We start from the raw sequence: 19,737 nt of genomic DNA, 5'->3' as shown, positions 1-19,737 counted from the left end.
GTGAATGATTGGTTTTGGCTATCAGCAGCTAAATAGATAGAAGAAAACTTAATATGGCGAGCAGACTCGCTCGCCATCAGTTCGGCAGGGATCAGGAGGCCACGGGGGTACGCATCGTCACGAACTCTTCGGCGGCGGTCGGGTGCACGCCGATGGTTTCGTCGAAGTCGCGCTTGGTGGCGCCGGCCTTGAGGGCAATGGCCAGCCCCTGGACGATTTCCCCGGCATCCGGCCCGACCATGTGGCAACCCAGCACCTTGTCGGTCTTGGCATCCACCACCAGTTTCATCAGGGTGCGCTCCTGGCAGTCGGTCAAGCTCAGCTTCATCGGCCGGAAGCGGCTTTCGAAAATCTCTACCGTATAGCCCTCCTCCTCGGCCTGCTCCTGGGTCAAACCCACCGTACCAATGTTCGGCAGGCTGAACACGGCGGTGGGAATCATCCGGTAATCCACCAGGCGATACTGCTCGGGCTTGAACAGACGTCGCGCCACCGCCATGCCTTCGGCCAGGGCGACGGGGGTGAGCTGGACACGACCGGTCACGTCGCCAATGGCCAGGATCGACGGTTCAGTGGTCTCGTATTTTTCGTTGACCTGGACAAAGCCCTTCTCATCCAGCGTGACGCCAGTGTTTTCCAGCCCCAGATTGTCGAGCATCGGCCGCCGGCCGGTGGCGTAGAACACGCAATCGGTGATCAACGTCTTGCCATCCTTGAGCTCGACACTGAGGCTGCCATCGTCGAGTTTTTCGATGGATTTGATATCGGCGTTGAACTGCAGGTCCAGGCCACGGCGGGTCAGCTCTTGCGCCAGGTGCATGCGCACCGCACCGTCAAAGCCGCGCAGGAACAGCTCACCGCGGTAGAGCAACGACGTCTGCGCGCCCATGCCGTGGAAAATCCCGGCGAACTCCACCGCAATGTAGCCACCGCCCACCACGATGACGCGCTTGGGCAGTTCCTTGAGGAAAAATGCCTCGTTGGAGCTGATGGCATGCTCGCGCCCCGGAATGTCCGGGATCACCGGCCAGCCGCCGGTGGCGATCATGATGTGCTTGGCGCTGTAACGCTGGCCGTTGATCTCGACCTCATGGGGCCCGGTGATCCTGGCGTGACCTTCGTGCAGCACCACGCCGCTGTTGACCAGCAGGTTGCGGTAGATGTCGTTGAGGCGATTGATCTCCCGGTTCTTGTTGGCGATCAGCGTGGCCCAGTCGAAACTCGGCTCCCCCGCCGTCCAGCCATAGGCCGACGCTTGTTCGAAGTCTTCGGCGTAATGCGCGCCGTAGACCAGCAGCTTCTTGGGCACGCAGCCCACGTTCACGCAGGTGCCGCCCAGGTAGCGGCTTTCCGCCACGGCAACCTTGGCCCCGAAACCAGCGGCAAACCGCGCCGCCCGTACACCACCGGAACCGGCGCCAATCACATACAAGTCAAAATCGTAGGCCATCTTCTATCTCCTTCGGCAGGTCATCAGCATACCTGCTGTTTTCACCTGAGGCAGCGTTGCGATGGTTATGGGGGCGGAACCTGAAAAGCCAAACGGCATCTTTCGCAGCTTGCCTTAGTGGCGAGGGAGCTTGCTCCCGCTCGGCTGCGAAGCAGTCGTAAAACCTGCTGGCGCGGTCTACCCGAAAGAACGCGTCAGTGAGTTTGGGTCGGCTTCGCCGCCCAGCGGGAGCAAGCTCCCTCGCCACGGGATCTTCAGTGCCTGCGATTTGTAGAAAAAAAACGCCCCGAACCAGTCGGGGCGTTTTTCAAGGCGCGGCGCAGGCTATCAGTAAGCCTTGCCGGTCTTGTAGAAGTTCTCGAAGCAGAAGTTGGTCGCGTCGATGTAGCCTTCGGCGCCACCGCAGTCGAAACGCTTGCCCTTGAACTTGTAGGCCATGACGCAGCCGTTCTGGGCCTGCTTCATCAGGGCGTCGGTGATCTGGATTTCACCGCCCTTGCCTGGCTCGGTCTGTTCGATCAGGTCGAAGATGTCCGGGGTCAGGATGTAGCGACCGATGATCGCCAGGTTCGACGGTGCGTCTTCAGGTTTTGGTTTTTCAACCATGCTGTGGACGCGGTAGATGTCGTCGCGGATCATTTCGCCGGCAATCACGCCGTACTTGTTGGTTTCCTGCGGATCGACTTCCTGGATCGCCACGATGGAGCAGCGGAACTGCTTGTACAGCTTGACCATCTGGGTCAGTACGCCGTCGCCTTCGAGGTTGACGCACAGGTCGTCCGCCAGGACCACGGCGAACGGTTCGTCACCGATCAGTGGGCGACCGGTCAGGATCGCGTGGCCCAGGCCTTTCATTTCGGTCTGGCGGGTGTAGGAGAACGAGCACTCATCCAGCAGTTTGCGGATGCCGACCAGGTATTTTTCCTTGTCGGTGCCCTTGATCTGGTTTTCCAGCTCGTAGCTGATGTCGAAATGGTCTTCCAGCGCGCGCTTGCCGCGGCCAGTCACGATGGAGATTTCAGTCAGGCCCGCATCGAGGGCTTCTTCGACGCCGTACTGGATCAGTGGCTTGTTCACCACCGGCAGCATTTCTTTGGGCATGGCTTTAGTCGCTGGCAGGAAGCGAGTACCGTAACCGGCTGCTGGGAACAAGCATTTCTTGATCATATAAGTCCTTGAAAAGGCGGTGTGTACGAGTTTCGGCGCAGTCTAATCAGGCGACGGGCACCTTACAATGCCCGCACTGGCCAACCGATGCCATCATAGAGAAATAAAAAACGACGGATAGTTCAATCGCCTTTCGTTTCGATGGCTGCAGCGGCCCCACTCTACGCCAGTGAGCGCTGTTTGCGAGCATTTGACGTATCATGGCGGCCTTGATCACGCCAATGAGGCAACTAGATGTCGGCAACAAGAAACGCAAACGGTTATTCGGTCAGCCAGGACAAGGACGGCCAATGGTGGATTATCAACTACCACGGTGAGCAGGTCGCCGGCCCCTTGCCCAGCAAGGCCATGGCCGTGGAAGTGGCCGCGGTTTTCCAGGACGAACGCGCCGCGCCTGCGGCGAAAGAACGCGACACCGCCCCCGCACGCAGCCCCCGCCGCAAGAAGTAAACAGACAAGCCTCAAGTAAATGACGCACGGCATTGAACGGGGCTTTGTTTATCTGTACCGGAATGGCCATTCGCTATATTCTCGCGCCTGCCCTCCCTTCCTGATGACGATTCCATGAAAACACTTTTGGCGCTGTTTGCCGTCCTGGCCTTGGCGGGCTGTGCCTCTGCCGAAAAAACCTACCTGGCAAATGGCGAGCAGGGACTGGCCATCGATTGCTCCGGCGAAGCCAATGACTGGGCCACCTGTTATGAAAAAGCCGATGCGTCCTGTGCCGGCACCGGCTACCGCATCGTCGGCACCGATGGCACACCGCAGGCCAAGGAAAGCGAAAAGACCCTGGGTGTCGACGTCGGCAACTACACCAGCCGCAGTGTCGTGGTGGTGTGCAAGTAAGAACTACATGTGGATCTCGGCGAACTTGATACCCAGGCCGCGTATGGTCTCGATCAGTTCGTCGAGGCTGCTGAAGGATTCGACTTCGTCCTGCTCATCCACCAGGAAAAAGCTGCGCCCGGCGCTTTTCTTGAAGAACACGATCCATTCGCCCGGGCTCGCCGGATTCTGGATCACATGAGTGGCAGATATAAGACCTTCTGCATGGCGCTCACGCACCTGCTCGCGCTTCATCGACTGACTCCATAAATGACAATGCCGCCAACGTTGACCGTGGCGGCATTTTTTGTCGAGGGCAACAGTTTATCCGATGCCCGGCCCGCTCGTCAGGCGCAGCCTGCGATCAGCCGGAAATGCAGGCGTTGGCCGCATCCTGCACGTCGCCCGGACGTACCGGTACGTTGGACATGCTTTCGTGCAGCTTGATGCTGCTGCCACTGGAGCGCTCGTCAATGTCGAACACCGCAGCCGGCAGGGTCGACAGTTTGCCCGGGACGATCAGCCGCACACCACCATTCTTGTGCGGCTCCACTTGCAATGGACCACGGCTGCTGGCCAGTTTGTCAGAAACACACTTGGCATATTCGTGGGGTTTCTTTCCGGAAATGACGCTCATGGTGGGCGGCGTCTGGTTGATGTCCGATACCGATGCACATCCACTCATGGCCAATGCCAACACCCACACGCTGCGCTTCATATGATTCCTCCAATAAAGACCCTCCGACAGTGCAGATGCCGTTTTTCTCCGGTACCGCACCGCTTTTTTTATCCCGCTTCCTGCGATAAATGAACAAAGCCTGGAGCGCGGGCCGGATATTAACACTCGGGGCTGATAAACTGCGCATCATTGCCCTTGCTATCGTTTTGATTTGGTAGAAAAAGCCCTCTGGAGGCGCCCCATGAAATTCATTCACCAGCGCGAGCACCTGAACGAAGACGACATCGTCGTCATCGAATGCTCCCAAATGTGCAACATCCGTTTGATGAACGACGCCAACTTCCGCAGCTTCAAGAACGGCGGCCGGCACACTTATCACGGCGGCGCGTTCGACACCTTCCCGGCCAGGATCACCGCCCCTAGCACCGGTTTCTGGAACATCACCATCGACACCGTCAACCGCCGTGCAATCAGCGTCACGCGCAAGCCGAACCTGACTCACAAGATCAAAATCATCCGGCGTTCCAGCTCGAAACTGAGCTGAGCATCGCCCCTTCAAGAAAGGTAAAACCGTGGCCCAGACGACCAAATACGTCATCAAGTACAAGCTCAACGGCGAACGCCGCTTCGAATTCGCGCAACTGGAAAACGGCACCGAGGAAGAAGCCAAGGCCGCGTTGCAGAAACTGCATGGCGAAACCGACGATGTGATCAGCGAAATCGGTGTCAGCAAAGCGCTGTAACGGCTCATCCCGATTGATTTCAGCTGATGGCCCCATGGCCAGTGAACGCCATGCTCTTGTGGCGAGGGAGCTTGCTCCCGCTCGGCTGCGCAGCAGTCGTAAAACCTGCTGGCGCGGTCTACCTGAAAGAATGCGTCAGTGAGTTTGGGTCGGCTTCGCCGCCCAGCGGGAGCAAGCTCCCTCGCCACAGGGAATGGCTGCGCACCGCAAGAATCGGAGTGCCCGGCAACGCAGCACTACGCAGACTGAACAGTCCTTCCCAACAGGATTGCTATCGTGCCCCCTACGCCTTCCCTGCCCCAACACCTCGCCGACCTTGACTGGCCCGCCCTGGAACAGAGCCTCGACCAGGACGGCTGTGCAATCATTCGCAACCTGCTGCCGCCAGCGCAATGCCGGCTGCTCAGTGATTTGTACGCCGAACCCGGGCTTTTTCGTTCCCGGGTGATCATGGCCCGCCATGGATTCGGGCGCGGCGAGTATCAGTATTTTCGCTATCCGCTGCCCGACCTGGTCCAGCAATTGCGCCAATCCTTATATCCGCGACTGGCGCCACTGGCGAACCGCTGGAACGCGAGCATGGGCCTTGAAATGCGTTATCCCGACCAGCACGCCAACTTTATCCAGCGCTGCCATGCCGCCGGACAACAGCGCCCGACGCCACTGTTGCTGCAATACGGCCCCCAGGACTACAACTGCCTGCACCAGGATCTGTACGGCGAGCAGGTGTTCCCACTGCAAGTCGCGATCCTGTTGTCGGAACCGGGCCGGGACTTCAGCGGCGGTGAGTTCGTGCTGACCGAGCAACGCCCGCGCATGCAATCGCGGCCGCAGGTCATCGATCTGAAACAGGGCGATGCAGTGGTATTTGCCGTGCATCAACGGCCGGTCAAAGGCGTTCGCGGTTATTATCGGGTGAACATGCGTCATGGCGTCAGCTGCGTGCACAGCGGCAGGCGGCACACCTTGGGAATCATTTTTCATGATGCGCAGTAGTGACACACCGCTCACATTGGACCTGTTCGCCGACCAGGCGCCCACCACGCCCGGCCAGGTCGAACAGATCGGCCAACAATCCTTCGTGCTACGCGGGTTCGCCCTGCCCTGGCTGGAGCATTTGCTGCCGGCCCTGGAAAGCGTCTTGCAGGCCGCGCCGTTCCGGCAGATGGTCACGCCCGGCGGCTTTACCATGTCGGTGGCCCTGAGCAGTTGCGGCGCGCTGGGCTGGACCACCGACCGCAGCGGCTATCGCTACACCGCCCATGACCCGCAGACCGGCCAGCCCTGGCCCGAGATGCCGGCGGTGTTTCGCGAGCTGGCCCAGGCCGCCGCCCGGCAGGCACAGTTCGAGCATTTCGAGCCCGACAGCTGCCTGATCAACCGCTACGTGCCCGGCGCGCGGATGTCGCTGCATCAGGACAAGAACGAACGTTCCCTCGCCGCCCCCATCGTCTCGGTGTCCCTGGGCTTGCCAGCGGTGTTCCAGTTCGGCGGCTTCGAGCGCAGCGACAAGAGCCTGCGCATCCCGTTGCTGCACGGCGACATCGTGGTCTGGGGCGGCGTGGACCGCTTGCGTTACCACGGCGTGCTGCCCCTTAAGGAAGGACAGCATCCACGCCTGGGCAGCCAGCGGATCAACCTGACGTTTCGCACCGCCGGATGACGGTGCAGAATTCAACCGCAAGACCCGGAGTGTTGCCACCCCACAGGCTCGCTACTGTAGACAAAACGGGCCAATGGACATAACGACCATGAACAGCACTTCGAACAATCTCGCCCCTGAACTGGATCCGCGCTGGGCCGCCGTGCTCGCCCGGGATCCGCGCGCCGATGGGCAATTCGTCTATGGCGTGAAAACCACCGGCATCTACTGCCACCCCAGCAGCCTGTCGCGGCTGCCCAACCCGCGTAACATCGAGTTCTTCGACACCCCGGAACAAGCCCAGGCAGCCGGTTATCGCCCCAGCAAGCGCGCGGCCAGGGACCAGACCCAGGTCGCCGCCCAACAAGCGGCCCGGGTCGCGGCGGCCTGCCGGCAGATCGAGGCGGCCGAGGAGCTGCCGGGGCTGAATGAACTGGCAGCCAGCGCCGGCTTGAGCCCCTTCCATTTTCATCGGATCTTCAAGGCCATCACCGGCCTGACCCCCAAGGGTTACGCCGCCGCCCATCGCTCACGCAGGGTGCGCGAGCGCCTGGCCGATGGTGGGACGATCACTGATGCGCTGTACGACGCCGGTTTCAATTCCAACAGCCGCTTCTATGAAGCCGCCGACAAAGTCCTCGGCATGAAACCCACCGACTACCGCGCCAAGGGCCAGAACACCGACATCCGTTTCGCCGTCGGCCAATGCTCCCTCGGGGCGATCCTGGTGGCGCAAAGCGAACGTGGCGTGTGCGCGATCCTGCTGGGAGACGACCCGGACACGCTGGTCCGGGACCTGCAAGACAAATTCCGTCGGGCCAATCTCATCGGTGCCGACCGCGAATTCGAGCAGTTGATCGCCCAAGTAGTGGGCTTTATCGAAGCCCCGGCGCTGGGCCTGGACCTGCCCCTGGACCTGCGCGGCACCGCGTTCCAGGAGCGGGTCTGGCAAGCCCTGCGGGACATTCCACCGGGCAGCACCGCCAGCTACGCCGAGATCGCCCAGCGCATCGGCATGCCCAAGGCCGTGCGCGCCGTGGCCCAGGCCTGCGGTGCCAACAGCCTGGCGGTGGCGATCCCTTGTCACCGGGTGGTGCGCAGCGACGGCAACCTGTCGGGCTATCGCTGGGGCGTGGAACGCAAGCGTCAGTTGCTGGCGCTGGAACGCTCGTCCGCGGACTGAACGCCAATGTAGATCGCCACGGATTCGTCGCCGCTGTAGACCTCGAAATCGGTGGTGAAGCGACGCAGTGTCTGCGGGTTATCGGCGAAGTACGCCCAGATCAGGCCCCAGGTCTGGATTACGCAATCGGGCATCGGCCCTTTGGCCGCAAACATCAGGTAGTCCCCGCCTTCGATGTCCACGGCGGGGTAGCCTGCGCTGGTCGCATCCACCTGCACCCCGGCCGTCACGTCGAAATAGCCGGTGGCGTCGGACTCGTAATTGGAATACACCCCGTAGACGAACGACTCCGACTGCCTGGCCGGAATCGTGTCGAACAGCTCTTCGGTGAAGAACTGCTGCCACATCGGACCGATCCTGGCCGTGTCGGGTTGCTGCTCGTCGGTGTTGCGGGTACGCACCTGCAGGCCGGCCACGGTGAAAGGTTCGACGGTCTTGAGTTTCACTTCCATGAGTCAGGCTCCTTGATGAATGAAGCCGCATGGTAACCCTCCCGTCGTGGGGATCAAGTTACGGTGCGCCATTGAAAACTCGACTGGCCTTGGCCGGGGTACACCTGCTAAAAACGCTGTTTCCTTTCTGCCGTCGGAGACCCGCACATGAGCCAGTGGCCAGATACGCGCATTCTTGACCTGCTCGGAATCGAGCTGCCGATTATCCAGGGGCCGCTGGCCGGGGTGACCGGGCCGGCCATGGTGGTGGCGACCTGCAATGCCGGCGGGCTGGGTTCGATGCCGGCGGCGATGCTGGATGTCGAGCAACTGCGCCAGGCACTGACGACCATCGGTGAACAGACCGACAAGCCATTCAATGTGAATTTTTTCTGTCACCAGCCGCCGGCGTTCGATGAACAGCGGGCCGAGGCCTGGAAGCAGCGGCTCAAGCCGTACTACCAGGAGCTGGGCGCGGACTTCGACACGCCGACGCCGGTGTCCAACCGCACGCCGTTCGATGATGCGGCCTGTCGCGTGCTGGAGGAGATGCGTCCGAAAGTGGTCAGTTTCCACTTCGGCCTACCGGAAAAATCCTTGCTGGATCGGGTGAAGGCCACTGGCGCGAAAATCCTTTCGTCGGCCACCACCGTCGAGGAAGCCATCTGGCTGGAACAGCACGGTTGTGACGCGATCATCGCCATGGGCTATGAAGCAGGCGGGCATCGCGGGATGTTTCTAAGTGACGACCTCAACACCCAGGTCGGGCTGTTCGCCTTGTTGCCGCAGGTGGTGGACGCGGTGAAGGTGCCGGTGATCGCTACCGGCGGCATTGGCGATGCGCGGGGGATCGTCGCGGCGTTTGCCCTTGGCGCCTCGGCGGTGCAACTGGGCAGCGCCTATCTGTTCACGCCCGAGGCCAAGATCAGCGCGTCCCATCACCGGGCGCTGCGCACAGCCAAGGAAAGCCAGACCGCCGTCACCAACCTGTTCACCGGCCGCCCGGCCCGGGGCATCGTCAACCGGGTGATGCGCGAAGTGGGCCCGATGAGCCCGCTGGCCCCGGCCTTTCCCCTGGCCGGCGGGGCCTTGATGCCGTTGCGCGCCAAGGATGAAGCGGACTTCAGCAACCTCTGGGCCGGCCAGGCGTTTCCCCTGGGTCGCGAGTTGTCGAGCGCCGAGCTGACCCGGCGGCTGGCCGAGGAGACATTGGCCCGATTGAACAGCCGTGGCAGTTCCTGACTCATCATCGCCTGTCAGGCCGCCATCGCGAGCAGGCTCGCTCCCACAGAGGATCTGTGGCGAACACAGCACTTGGTAGACCTGTGGGAGCGAGCTTGCTCGCGATGGCGGTGGATCAGCTTGCATCAGTGCTGAATGTGCTGCCGCTATCGCGAGCAAGCTCGGCTCCCACAGGGTTGGTGTTGGGCACAGACCTTGCGAACACTCGAAATCCAATGTGGGAGCGAGCCTGCTCGCGATGGCGGCAGTCCTCTCACACCAATGTCCCCGACAAATTGCCGCGTTCCGTTTGCCAGTCATTCGCTATATATTCTGGTATATAGCGAATATGACCCTATGGAGCCGTCCCCATGCCCTTTCCCCGCTTCGCGCCGTTGCTGCTGACCACACTGTTTACCGTTGGCACCGTCCAGGCCGATGAGGTGCAAGTGGCGGTTGCCGCCAATTTCACCGCCCCGCTCCAGGCCATCGCCGCCGATTTCGAAAAAGACACCGGGCACAAAGTGGTGGCCGCCTACGGTGCGACCGGACAGTTCTACACGCAGATCAAGAACGGCGCGCCGTTCGAGGTCTTCCTCGCTGCCGACGACAGCACCCCGGCCAGACTCGAAAGCGAAGGCGACACCGTCAAGGGCTCGCGCTTCACCTATGCCGTCGGCACGCTGGCGCTGTGGTCGGCCAAGGACGGTTATGTCGACGGCCAGGGCCAGGTCCTCAAGGGCAACGCTTTCCAGCACCTGTCCATCGCCAACCCGAAGGCCGCGCCCTATGGCTTGGCCGCGACCCAGGTACTGGACAAGCTGGGGTTGGCCGCGCAGGTCAAGAGCAAGATTGTCGAAGGCCAGAACATTACCCAGGCCTATCAGTTCGTTTCCACCGGCAACGCCGAGCTAGGCTTCGTTGCACTGTCCCAGGTGTACAAGGACGGCAAGGTAACGGGGGGGTCGGCCTGGATCGTCCCGGCCGAACTGCATGACCCGATCAAACAGGACGCGGTGATCCTTGGCAAAGGCCGTAACAATCCGGCCGCCGTGGCGCTGGTGGATTACCTCAAGGGACCGAAAGCCGCCGCCATCATCCAAGCCTACGGTTATCAACGCTAAATGCCACTGACCAGTGCCGACTTCGCAGCGATCTGGCTGACCCTGAAACTGGCGTCGTTGACTACGGTGATCCTGCTGCTCATCGGCACGCCCATCGCCTTATGGCTGTCGCGCACCCGCTCCTGGCTGCGCGGGCCGGTGGGTGCGGTGGTGGCGTTGCCGTTGGTATTGCCGCCCACGGTGATCGGCTTTTACCTGTTGCTGGCGTTGGGGCCTAACGGCTGGATCGGCCAGCTCACCCAGACCCTCGGGTTGGGCACCCTCACCTTCAGCTTCACCGGGTTGGTGATCGGCTCGGTGATCTATTCCATGCCGTTTGTGGTGCAGCCATTGCAGAACGCCTTTTCCGCCATCGGTAACCGCCCCCTGGAAGTCGCCGCCACCCTGCGGGCCAGTCCCTGGGATACTTTCTTCAGCGTCATCCTGCCCCTGGCTCGCCCCGGTTTTATCACCGCGGCGATTCTCGGTTTCGCCCATACCGTCGGCGAATTCGGCGTGGTACTGATGATCGGCGGCAACATCCCGGAGAAAACCCGGGTGGTGTCAGTACAGATCTACGACCATGTCGAAGCCCTGGAATATGCCCAGGCCCACTGGCTGGCGGCGGCGATGCTGGTGTTTTCATTCGTTGTGCTGCTGGCGCTGTACTCCAGCCGCAGAACCCGTGCCGGTTGGAGCTGATCGATGATTCACGCGCGTTTGCAGCTCGACCATGGGGCTTTTTCAATGGACCTGGATGTGCAACTGCCAGGCCGTGGCGTGACCGCACTGTATGGGCCTTCCGGTTCCGGCAAAACCACCTGCCTGCGCTGCATCGCCGGACTGGAGCGGCCGCCCCGTGGTTTTATCGAGGTCAATGGCGACGTGTGGCAGGACAGTGAACACGGTGTATTCGTGCCGCCCCATAAACGGCCAGTGGGGTATGTGTTCCAGGAGGCGAGCCTGTTCGCCCATTTGTCGGTGCGGGCCAACCTGGCGTTCGGCCTCAAGCGCATTGCGCCGGCTCAACGACGGGTGGATATGGACCAGGCGACCGACTTGCTGGGCATCGGCCCCTTGCTCGATCGGCCGCCGCACAACCTGTCCGGCGGCGAACGCCAGCGGGTGGGCATCGCCCGCGCCTTGCTCACCAGCCCGCGGCTGTTGTTGATGGATGAGCCGCTGGCGGCCCTCGATACCCGGCGCAAAAACGAAATCCTGCCGTATCTGCAACGGCTCCACGATGAGCTGGATATCCCGGTGCTGTACGTCAGCCATTCCCAGGACGAAGTGGCGCGCCTGGCCGATCACATCGTGCTGCTCGATGCTGGCCGCGCTCAGGCCAGCGGCCCCATCGGTGAGACCCTGGCCCGGCTCGACCTGCCATTGGCCCTGGGGGATGACGCTGGGGTGGTGATCGAGGGCAAGGTCAGCGGTTATGACCCGACTTATCAATTGCTGACCCTGAACCTGCCCGGCAGCCAACTGAACGTACGTGTGGCCCACACGTCACTGGCCCTCGGCCAACCGCTGCGCTTCAAGGTCCAGGCCCGGGACGTCAGCCTCAGCCTGGCAGACGACGCCCAGACCAGCATCCTCAATCGCCTGCCAGTGACCGTGGTCAGCGAACAGGCCGCCGACAACGCCGCCCATGTGCTGATCCGTCTGGAAGCCGCCGGCACGCCACTGTTGGCGCGTATCACCCGGTATTCGCGCGACCAGTTGAAGCTGCATCCGGGGCAGAGGTTGTGGGCGCAGATCAAGGCGGTGGCGGTGTTGGCGTAGGACCCTGTAGCCAGATGATGTCACTGTGGGAGCGAGCCTGCTCGCGATAGCGGTGGTTCAGTCAACATTGATGTGGGCTGGTCTGACGCCATCGCGAGCAGGCTCGCTCCCACAGGGGTTCCTGTCCCCTTCAGAAACTTGGCACGACCGCAACCGCCCGTGGTCAATGAATTCACAGGCCACCGGATTCGCTGCCAAGGACTTTTTTCATGCCCGACACCCTGCCCCCGGACGCACTGCCGGCCGACCTGCATTACGTCGACGACACCGCCCCGGGCATCACCCGGCGCAAATTGCGCGGCAAGTTCTGCTACTTCGACCCGCAGGGCCAGCGGATTACCGACGCCGCCGAAATCCAACGCATCAACGCCTTGGCCGTACCGCCTGCCTACACCGATGTGTGGATCTGCACCGACCCACGCGGCCATCTCCAGGCCACCGGTCGCGATGCCCGGGGCCGCAAGCAATACCGTTACCACGCGCGCTGGCGTGAAGTGCGCGATGCGGACAAATACTCGCGCATGCTCGAATTCGGCCGCACCCTGCCGCGCTTGCGCAAACGCCTGGAAGAGATCCTGGCCCAGCCCGGCTTCAGCCGCGACAAGGTCATGGCCACGGTCATCACCTTGCTGGACGTAACCCTGATCCGCGTCGGCAACACCCAGTACGCCCGAGACAATCGCTCCTACGGCCTGACGACCCTGCGCAGCAAACATGTCGAGGTCAACGGCAGCGCCATCGCCTTCCAGTTCCGCGGCAAGAGCGGCGTCGAACACCAGATCACCGTGAAAGACCGGCGCCTGGCACGGATCATCAAGCGCTGCCAGGAGATCCCCGGGCAGAACCTGTTCCAGTATCTGGACGAACACGGCGAGCGCCACGCCATCACTTCTTCGGACATCAACGCCTACCTCAAGACCCTCACCGGTGCGGACTTCACCGCCAAGGACTACCGCACCTGGGCCGGCAGTGCGGCGGCCCTGGCCGGGCTGCGGACGCTGCGTTGGGAAACCGAGACCGAGGCCAAGAAACACGTGGCCGAGATGGTCAGGTACGTCGCCCGGCAACTGGGCAACACGCCGACCGTCTGTCGCAAGTGCTACATTCATCCTGCAGTGGTCGAGGGTTTCCTGCTCGGCGCCCTGGGGGAACTGCCCAAACCCCGGGCACGCAAAGGCCTCAGTGAGGAAGAAGCCGGGTTGACGCTGTTCCTGCAGCGCATGAGAGACGCCGCCCAGGCGTGCGAACAACAGCAACCGGCTTGATGCGTCCATGGGCTGCTAGCCCTGGATGAGGAACATCCGCAGACCGCTGGACTCCCAACTGTACAGCGCCACCGTTGCGCAGGCACGTCAACGGATGAAGTCGACAGGAGTTTCAGATGTCCGAACACATTGTCCATTTCCATTGCCAGATCGATCAGGGCACCACGGAACGCTTCCGGGACAATTGCCTGGAAGCCATCGAAAAAGGCGCCGATTCGCTGATGCTCAATCTCTCCACGGTCGGTGGCAGTACCAACTTCGGTTTCACCCTCTACACCTTCATCAAGTCCCTTCCGGTGCCAGTACGTGCGGTGAACGCCGGCAACATAGAGTCGATGGGCATCGTCATGTACCTGGCCGCCAGCGACCGCACCACCACCCCGCACTCGCGTTTTCTGATCCACCCCATGAACTGGTACTTCGGCCAGAAATCGGTGGACCATTCACGCTTGCGCGAATACCTGTCCAGCCTGGACAACGACGTGGCGCGCTATGTGGAAATCTACGTCAAGGAGACCGCCGGCGCCGCGACACAGCTGGATATCTTCAAATGCCTGTGCGCCGAGGAACGGGTCATTCCGGCGGAAAACTCCCTGGCATTCGGCATTGCCCATCGAGTCGAGCAAGTGGTTTTTCCGACAGATGCCAAGCATTGGAAAGTCAGCGGCGGCGAGGATTAGAACTACACATCCACGGGCTGACCATTCGTCGCCAGCCAGAGAGTTTTTTTAAACTTCCCCCGGCCATTTTCTTTCCCAAATAATGCGAGGCACGTTGCTCGCTCAACCAAAATGAGGATTCTCGAGATGGCCAGTAGCGGAAACAAAAACCCAGGCAACTTCGCAAACGATCGTGAAAAGGCATCTGAAGCCGGCAAGAAAGGCGGACAAGCGTCGGGCGGCAACGTTGCCAACGACCGGCAAAAAGGCACCGGCGCCGGTAACAAAGGCAGTGAACGCGGCCAAGGCGGCGGCAGAAAATCGTAACTCTCCCAACCGCTGGGGCGCAGGCATCCTGCGCCCTGGCGCTATCTGCTCATATCCTCATCACAAATACGAAATTCCATATATTCGATTGTCCGCATATACTCCGGCGCAGCCCTACCTTGCGCTTATCGGAGCCGATCGATGAAAGTCCTCTTCATGTGCACAGCCAACAGCTGTCGCAGCATTCTCAGCGAAGCGATGTTCAACCACCTGGCTCCCGTCGAGTTCGAAGCCGTCAGCGCCGGCAGCTTCCCCAAGGGCCAGGTGCTGCCGCGCAGCCTGAGTACCTTGCAGGAGGCCGGCATCAGCATCAAAGGCTTGCGCAGCAAGGGCAACGACGCCTTCGAAAGCAACCCGCCGGACATCGTCATCACGGTGTGCGACAACGCCGCGAATGAAGCTTGCCCGGTGTACTTTGGCCCGGCGATCAAGACCCATTGGGGCCTGGCGGATCCGTCGGAAATCCAAGGCAGCGACGATCAGATCGGCCAGGCTTTCCACAGCACGCTGGACCGTATCGAAACCCGCTGCAGAGCCTTTTTCGCCCTGCCCTTCGACCAGCTCGACGCCCAGGCCTTGAAAGCCGAGCTCGACCGCATCGGCACCCTCTGAGCGATCAACCTGCGCGATAAGCCTGCTTCAGCGTCTCGATCCAGCTCGGGTCCAGGCGCGACTGTTCAGGATCCAGGCCCAGCGCCTGCATCTTCGCCAAGTGCGCGTCGGCCTCCCGGGCCAGCGAGCCCTGGGCGCTGGAGTTGGCATCCAACTGATGCATCTGGGCCAACCCCAGGTGGTAGAAACGCAGCAATTTCATGGCGGTGGGGTCTTGGGCCTGCACGCCGGCGGTCACCTGATGCATCACGTTGGTGATTTTCATCAGGCTGCGCTTGAGCTGCCAACCGTACACCGCCGCGGCCATCCACGGCTGCGACCAGAAATACAGGCGCATCAGCGCCGCCATCGCCAGCACCGCGACAATCACCCCGCCGAGATTGAAACGAAAGTTATCGCCCCCCGGCGTACCGAACAGCATCACCGCCAGGCTGGACAGCAGCATCGCCAGGGCCAGGAACACCACCGCGATGATCAGGGTGCTGCGGCGGGTCTGCTTGCGGTAGGTGTCGCCATCCCACGGTTTGATCTCGAACATCGCGGTGCAATTTCCTTGTACGGCATCAAAAGAGTCACGCATTATCGCCTGCCCGGTCGATTTAGCTATGCTGGGGCTCATTTTGTAGCGCAACCGACTCGCCGGGTCCGGATCAAAGTCCATGGCGATAGCGCAAGGATCGTGCGATCTTTCTGCGTGGACGTTTTTTTCAAGATGCCGTCGTTGTGTGCATGGCATCGTTTTCAAGGAAAGCTGAATGACTCAAAGACATGTAATCAACGCCTCGGTAAGCCCCAAGGGCAGCCTGGAGACCTTGTCCCAGCGCGAAGTCCAGCAACTGAGCGAAGCCGGTTCCGGCAGTATCTATACCCTCTTCCGCCAGTGCGCCCTGGCCATCCTCAACACTGGCGCCCATGTTGATAACGCCAAGACCATCCTGGAAGCCTACAAGGACTTCGAGATCCGTATTCACCAGCAGGACCGCGGTGTGCGCCTGGAGCTGCTGAACGCGCCGGCCGATGCGTTCGTCGACGGCGAGATGATCGCCAGCACCCGCGAGATGCTCTTCAGCGCCCTGCGCGACATCGTCTACACCGAGAACGAACTGGACAGCCAGCGCATCGACCTGAGCTCGTCCCAGGGCATCAGCGACTACGTGTTCCACCTGTTGCGCAACGCCCGCACCTTGCGCCCTGGCGTGGAGCCGAAAATCGTCGTGTGCTGGGGCGGTCACTCGATCAACACCGAAGAATACAAATACACCAAGAAAGTCGGCCACGAACTGGGCTTGCGCAGCCTGGACATCTGCACCGGCTGCGGCCCCGGCGTGATGAAAGGCCCGATGAAAGGCGCCACCATCGCCCACGCCAAGCAACGCATCCATGGCGGTCGCTACCTGGGCCTGACGGAGCCGGGCATCATCGCGGCCGAAGCGCCGAACCCGATCGTCAATGAGTTGGTGATCCTGCCGGACATCGAGAAGCGCCTGGAAGCCTTCGTGCGCGTCGGCCACGGCATCATCATCTTTCCGGGCGGTGCCGGTACGGCGGAGGAATTCCTTTATCTGCTGGGCATCCTGATGCACCCGGCCAACCAGGACCTGCCCTTCCCGGTGGTCCTCACCGGGCCGAAAAGCGCCGCGCCGTACCTCGACCAGTTGCATGCGTTTGTCGGTGCGACCCTGGGCGAGGCGGCGCAGAAGCACTACCAGATCATCATCGACGACCCGGCCGAAGTGGCACGGCAGATGACCCAGGGGCTCAAGGAGGTCAAGCAGTTCCGCCGCGAGCGCAACGACGCCTTCCACTTCAACTGGCTGCTGAAGATCGACGAAGGTTTCCAGCGCCCGTTCGACCCGACCCACGCCAACATGGCCAGCCTGGGCCTGAGCCGCGACCTGCCCGCCCACGAACTGGCGGCCAACCTGCGCCGGGCGTTCTCGGGCATCGTGGCGGGTAACGTCAAGGACAAGGGCATCCGCCTGATCGAAGAGCACGGCCCGTACGAAATCCACGGCGACGCCGCCATCATGGAACCCCTCGACCGCCTGCTCCAGGCCTTCGTCGCCCAGCACCGCATGAAACTGCCGGGCGGCGCGGCGTATGTGCCGTGCTATCGCGTGGTGACCTGAGCCGCAAAGTCCTCGCTCCCCCTGTGGGAGCGAGCCTGCTCGCGAAGGCGTCGGCACATCCAATATTGATGCAAGCTGACCCACCGCTATCGCGAGCAGGCTCGCTCCCACAGAGGACTTGTGCGGTTACTGAATCCGTATCAGGCCGGCTTCATTCATCTCAACAGCAAGCCCAAGGTAATCCTTGATCTGCGGATGGTGGGTGACCACCGGGTGCGTATGGGTCGCCGTCACCACCATCACGTCGGCCCCTGATGCCTCGCCAGCGCGGATGCCGGCATCTGCGTCTTCAAAGACCAGACATTCCTGCGACGCCACTTGCAAGCGCTCTGCGGCCAGTCGATAGCAGGCCGGGTTGGGCTTGCCATCGTTGACATCTTCGGAAGTGACCATCACCAAGGGGCGTGGAATCCCGGCGGCGTCCATGCGCCGCAAGGCCAGTGCCATCGGCGCCGAGGTGACAATCGCCCATTGGCTAGGCGGCAGGCCTTTCAGAAACGCAGCCGCACCGGCCACTTGCACCACGCCTTCGACATCCTCGATTTCCTCCCGGGTAATCTGCTCAGCCTCGGCCTGGGCATCCACCCCCGGCAGATGCTGGCGGGCGATGGTGTCGATGGCGCGCACGCCATGGATCGTCGGCAGGAACGTCGCCACGTCCACGCCGTGGCGCAGGGCCCAGCGTGTCCAGATGCGCTCGGCGGCGGCGATGGAATTGAGCAGGGTGCCGTCCATGTCGAAGAGGAAGGCGCGGTAGGAACGGTGGTCTGGCATCGGATCCTCAATGATGAAGGGGTGGATAACAGCCACTGTAACATCGCCAGGCACCGAACCTGTGGGAGCAGAACCTGTGGGAGCAAAGCTTGCTCGCGATAGCGGTTTCAAAGCCCATGGGGGGCGTTGTATGTGACGACGTCATCGCGAGCAAGCTTTGCTCCCACAGGTTCGCACACAGGGCGTTTGTGTTGTTTTACAAAACGGCGATCTAAACGAGGCGCTCGATCGGCTGATGCTGCCACACCAGCTTGTAATACAGCGTCTGCAACAACAGCATGCCCAGGTAAGCCACCGGGAACGCCATCCACACCCCTTGCAGCCCGAAGTGAGCGTCCAACAGGTACGCCGCTGGCACCTGCACACCGACAATGCAGAAGATCGAGATGGCGACCGGCACCAGCACCGTGCCGCTGGCCCGCATGATGCCGCCGACAATCGCCTGGAAGCCGAACACCAGCAAGCTCCAGAGCATGATATGCAGCAAGTGTTCGGCCTGGACCCGGGCCGCCGGGTCGGTGATGAACAGCCCCAGCAGCCAGTGGGACAGCAGATAGCCCAGCAGCACCAGTCCACCGGTGAGCCAGAGGTTGAATACAAGCCCCATGCGCAGGATCGGCCCCAGGCGCTCCAGGCGTCCGGCACCGATGGCCTGGGCGCCGAGGATCGAGGCGGTGATGGCAATCGACAGCGCCGGAAACTGCACATAGTTGACGATCTGCGTCACCGCGCCGTAAGCCGCCGTGGCCTGGGAACCGTGGCGGTTGACCAGCGCCAGGATCACCAGCTCCGACAACGAAATCACCACCATCTGCAACCCCGTGGGCAGGCCGATGCGCAGCACCTTGCCAAGGATGTCCATGTCCAGGCGCATCGCCGCGAACAACGCACGGTCCGGTGCCAAGGCATGCGCACGACGGTTCAGGCGCCACGCCAGCATCAGCATCGCCGACGTCGTCCCCGCCAGCCCCGCCAACGCCGCGCTCTGGATGCCCATCTGCGGCAGCCCCAGCCAGCCGCGAATCAACGCTGGCGTCAGGATCAACCCGACACTGGTGGACACCAGCAACGCCAACATCGGTGACACCGTATCGCTCACCCCGCGCAGCAGTTGGGTGAACAGCACAAAGACCAGCAACATCGGCAGGATCCACAGCATCACCCGGGCATAGGAAACGGCGTCCTCCAGCACATCGGCCGGCGTGCCGAGCCCTTGCAACGCCTGGCGCGCAAAGACGCTGCCCAGCACCGCCGCCACCAGGCCGATGATCGCCCCCAGCAACAAGGTCGAACCAGCAATCGCCTTCACCGTGCCGGTTTCGCCGGCGCCATAGGCCTGCCCGATCAGTACCCCCGCCCCCGCGCCCAGGCCGATCACCAGAGCGATGAAGAAAAACACGATGGGAAACATGCCCGACACCGACGCCAAGGCCTGGGTGCCAAGCATCTGGCCGATGTAGATGCTGTTGAATGTGCCGGACATGGACTGCAGGAAGTTGGACAGAACCATGGGGATCAGGAACAGGAGATAGGTTTTCCAGAGGGGCTGGGTGGGCATGGGGACTCTGATGGCAGGTTCGAAAATCCGATGCGGGGTAATTTAGCTCAATCCATACAAATCGTTTCAGAAGATTCGGCGCACGCTGCTCCTGTGGCGAGGGGATTCATCCCCTCGCCACAGGCTTTCCACAGGTCAGGCCATCTCGACAATTTCCCAATCTCGTCTATTCTTAGATAGCACT

Annotated in this window: 24 protein-coding genes; 16 read left to right on the top strand and 8 right to left on the bottom strand. The window is 61.8% G+C overall.

The window, feature by feature from the left end; all coding sequences use genetic code 11:
* Nucleotides 1-91: 91 nt before the first annotated feature.
* Both gorA and galU read right to left on the bottom strand, forming a co-directional pair.
* Nucleotides 92-1,450 (bottom strand): glutathione-disulfide reductase, encoded by a 1,359-nt coding sequence (gene gorA / locus PSH86_RS12630; protein ID WP_109755193.1) that lies wholly within the window; start codon nt 1,448-1,450, stop codon nt 92-94.
* Between the two features lie 327 nt (nt 1,451-1,777).
* Entirely contained in the window at nt 1,778-2,617 is an 840-nt protein-coding gene (galU, locus tag PSH86_RS12625; protein ID WP_003182953.1) for a UTP--glucose-1-phosphate uridylyltransferase GalU, read from the bottom strand.
* Between the two features lie 234 nt (nt 2,618-2,851).
* On the opposite strand from galU, the gene PSH86_RS12620 reads away from it, so the two are divergent.
* Both PSH86_RS12620 and PSH86_RS12615 read left to right on the top strand, forming a co-directional pair.
* On the top strand, nt 2,852-3,067 hold the full coding sequence (locus PSH86_RS12620) for a hypothetical protein (RefSeq protein ID WP_109755194.1): 216 nt from the start codon (nt 2,852-2,854) through the stop codon (nt 3,065-3,067).
* A 114-nt stretch (nt 3,068-3,181) separates the two neighbouring features.
* Nucleotides 3,182-3,463, top strand: coding sequence for a hypothetical protein (locus tag PSH86_RS12615; protein WP_109755195.1), 282 nt, complete (start codon nt 3,182-3,184; stop codon nt 3,461-3,463).
* A gap of 3 nt (nt 3,464-3,466) precedes the next feature.
* Here PSH86_RS12615 and PSH86_RS12610 read toward each other — a convergent pair whose 3' ends face one another.
* The gene (locus PSH86_RS12610) at nt 3,467-3,697 is read right to left on the bottom strand and encodes a hypothetical protein (RefSeq protein ID WP_109755196.1); all 231 of its coding nucleotides are present in this window, start codon (nt 3,695-3,697) and stop codon (nt 3,467-3,469) included.
* Between the two features lie 109 nt (nt 3,698-3,806).
* On the bottom strand, nt 3,807-4,160 hold the full coding sequence (locus PSH86_RS12605) for a hypothetical protein (protein WP_109755197.1): 354 nt from the start codon (nt 4,158-4,160) through the stop codon (nt 3,807-3,809).
* Nucleotides 4,161-4,362: 202 nt separating this feature from the next.
* Between PSH86_RS12605 and PSH86_RS12600 the strand changes: the two genes are divergently transcribed.
* From PSH86_RS12600 to ada, 5 genes are all read left to right on the top strand, one after another.
* Nucleotides 4,363-4,665 carry a DUF1883 domain-containing protein gene (locus tag PSH86_RS12600; RefSeq protein WP_109755198.1) on the top strand — a complete coding sequence of 101 codons (303 nt, stop codon included), beginning with the start codon at nt 4,363-4,365 and terminating at the stop codon, nt 4,663-4,665.
* Nucleotides 4,666-4,693: 28 nt separating this feature from the next.
* Nucleotides 4,694-4,864, top strand: coding sequence for a hypothetical protein (locus tag PSH86_RS12595; protein WP_204334257.1), 171 nt, complete (start codon nt 4,694-4,696; stop codon nt 4,862-4,864).
* A gap of 276 nt (nt 4,865-5,140) precedes the next feature.
* Nucleotides 5,141-5,860, top strand: coding sequence for a 2OG-Fe(II) oxygenase (locus tag PSH86_RS12590; protein ID WP_305490090.1), 720 nt, complete (start codon nt 5,141-5,143; stop codon nt 5,858-5,860).
* Nucleotides 5,847-6,527: a DNA oxidative demethylase AlkB gene (gene alkB / locus PSH86_RS12585; RefSeq protein WP_109755200.1), complete on the top strand. Its 681-nt coding sequence runs from the start codon at nt 5,847-5,849 to the stop codon at nt 6,525-6,527. Before PSH86_RS12590 ends, alkB begins: the two co-directional genes overlap by 14 nt.
* 88 nt (nt 6,528-6,615) lie before the next feature.
* A complete protein-coding gene (gene ada, locus PSH86_RS12580) occupies nt 6,616-7,689 on the top strand; it encodes a bifunctional DNA-binding transcriptional regulator/O6-methylguanine-DNA methyltransferase Ada (RefSeq protein WP_305490088.1) in 1,074 nt (357 codons plus the stop codon).
* On the opposite strand, the gene PSH86_RS12575 is transcribed toward ada, so the two are convergent.
* Complete coding sequence (locus tag PSH86_RS12575; RefSeq protein ID WP_109755202.1) at nt 7,653-8,141, bottom strand: GyrI-like domain-containing protein; 489 nt, start codon at nt 8,139-8,141, stop codon at nt 7,653-7,655. The two genes, ada and PSH86_RS12575, sit on opposite strands and share 37 nt — an antisense overlap.
* A 147-nt stretch (nt 8,142-8,288) precedes the next feature.
* Between PSH86_RS12575 and PSH86_RS12570 the strand changes: the two genes are divergently transcribed.
* The 8 genes from PSH86_RS12570 (at nt 8,289) to PSH86_RS12535 (ending at nt 15,092) form a co-directional block, all read left to right on the top strand.
* Complete coding sequence (locus PSH86_RS12570; RefSeq protein ID WP_232200066.1) at nt 8,289-9,362, top strand: nitronate monooxygenase family protein; 1,074 nt, start codon at nt 8,289-8,291, stop codon at nt 9,360-9,362.
* A gap of 350 nt (nt 9,363-9,712) precedes the next feature.
* Nucleotides 9,713-10,465, top strand: a complete 753-nt coding sequence (gene modA, locus PSH86_RS12565) for a molybdate ABC transporter substrate-binding protein (RefSeq protein WP_109755204.1) — start codon at nt 9,713-9,715, stop codon at nt 10,463-10,465.
* Nucleotides 10,466-11,146, top strand: coding sequence for a molybdate ABC transporter permease subunit (gene modB, locus PSH86_RS12560; RefSeq protein ID WP_163854155.1), 681 nt, complete (start codon nt 10,466-10,468; stop codon nt 11,144-11,146).
* Nucleotides 11,147-11,149: 3 nt separating this feature from the next.
* A complete protein-coding gene (gene modC / locus PSH86_RS12555) occupies nt 11,150-12,229 on the top strand; it encodes a molybdenum ABC transporter ATP-binding protein (protein ID WP_305490084.1) in 1,080 nt (359 codons plus the stop codon).
* A gap of 209 nt (nt 12,230-12,438) precedes the next feature.
* A complete protein-coding gene (locus tag PSH86_RS12550) occupies nt 12,439-13,494 on the top strand; it encodes a DNA topoisomerase IB (RefSeq protein ID WP_305490082.1) in 1,056 nt (351 codons plus the stop codon).
* A 116-nt stretch (nt 13,495-13,610) separates the two neighbouring features.
* A complete protein-coding gene (locus PSH86_RS12545) occupies nt 13,611-14,174 on the top strand; it encodes an ATP-dependent Clp protease proteolytic subunit (RefSeq protein ID WP_057450977.1) in 564 nt (187 codons plus the stop codon).
* A gap of 126 nt (nt 14,175-14,300) precedes the next feature.
* Nucleotides 14,301-14,480, top strand: coding sequence for a general stress protein (locus PSH86_RS12540; protein ID WP_109755208.1), 180 nt, complete (start codon nt 14,301-14,303; stop codon nt 14,478-14,480).
* A 141-nt stretch (nt 14,481-14,621) separates the two neighbouring features.
* The gene (locus PSH86_RS12535) at nt 14,622-15,092 is read left to right on the top strand and encodes an arsenate reductase ArsC (RefSeq protein WP_163854157.1); all 471 of its coding nucleotides are present in this window, start codon (nt 14,622-14,624) and stop codon (nt 15,090-15,092) included.
* A 4-nt stretch (nt 15,093-15,096) separates the two neighbouring features.
* Here PSH86_RS12535 and PSH86_RS12530 read toward each other — a convergent pair whose 3' ends face one another.
* A complete protein-coding gene (locus PSH86_RS12530) occupies nt 15,097-15,630 on the bottom strand; it encodes a DUF3087 family protein (RefSeq protein ID WP_163854159.1) in 534 nt (177 codons plus the stop codon).
* A gap of 217 nt (nt 15,631-15,847) precedes the next feature.
* Between PSH86_RS12530 and ppnN the strand changes: the two genes are divergently transcribed.
* The gene (gene ppnN / locus PSH86_RS12525) at nt 15,848-17,221 is read left to right on the top strand and encodes a nucleotide 5'-monophosphate nucleosidase PpnN (RefSeq protein ID WP_025213122.1); all 1,374 of its coding nucleotides are present in this window, start codon (nt 15,848-15,850) and stop codon (nt 17,219-17,221) included.
* A gap of 126 nt (nt 17,222-17,347) precedes the next feature.
* Here ppnN and PSH86_RS12520 read toward each other — a convergent pair whose 3' ends face one another.
* Nucleotides 17,348-17,995, bottom strand: a complete 648-nt coding sequence (locus PSH86_RS12520; RefSeq protein ID WP_176688115.1) for an HAD-IA family hydrolase — start codon at nt 17,993-17,995, stop codon at nt 17,348-17,350.
* Nucleotides 17,996-18,206: 211 nt separating this feature from the next.
* A complete protein-coding gene (locus tag PSH86_RS12515) occupies nt 18,207-19,553 on the bottom strand; it encodes an MATE family efflux transporter (protein WP_109755212.1) in 1,347 nt (448 codons plus the stop codon).
* Between the last annotated feature and the right edge of the window lie 184 nt (nt 19,554-19,737).

The sequence above is a fragment of the Pseudomonas sp. FP2300 genome (assembly GCF_030687595.1).
Classification (GTDB): Bacteria; Pseudomonadota; Gammaproteobacteria; order Pseudomonadales; family Pseudomonadaceae; genus Aquipseudomonas; species Aquipseudomonas bijieensis.
Note: the sequence above shows the minus strand (reverse complement) of the source record. Positions and strands in the feature narration are given on the sequence as shown.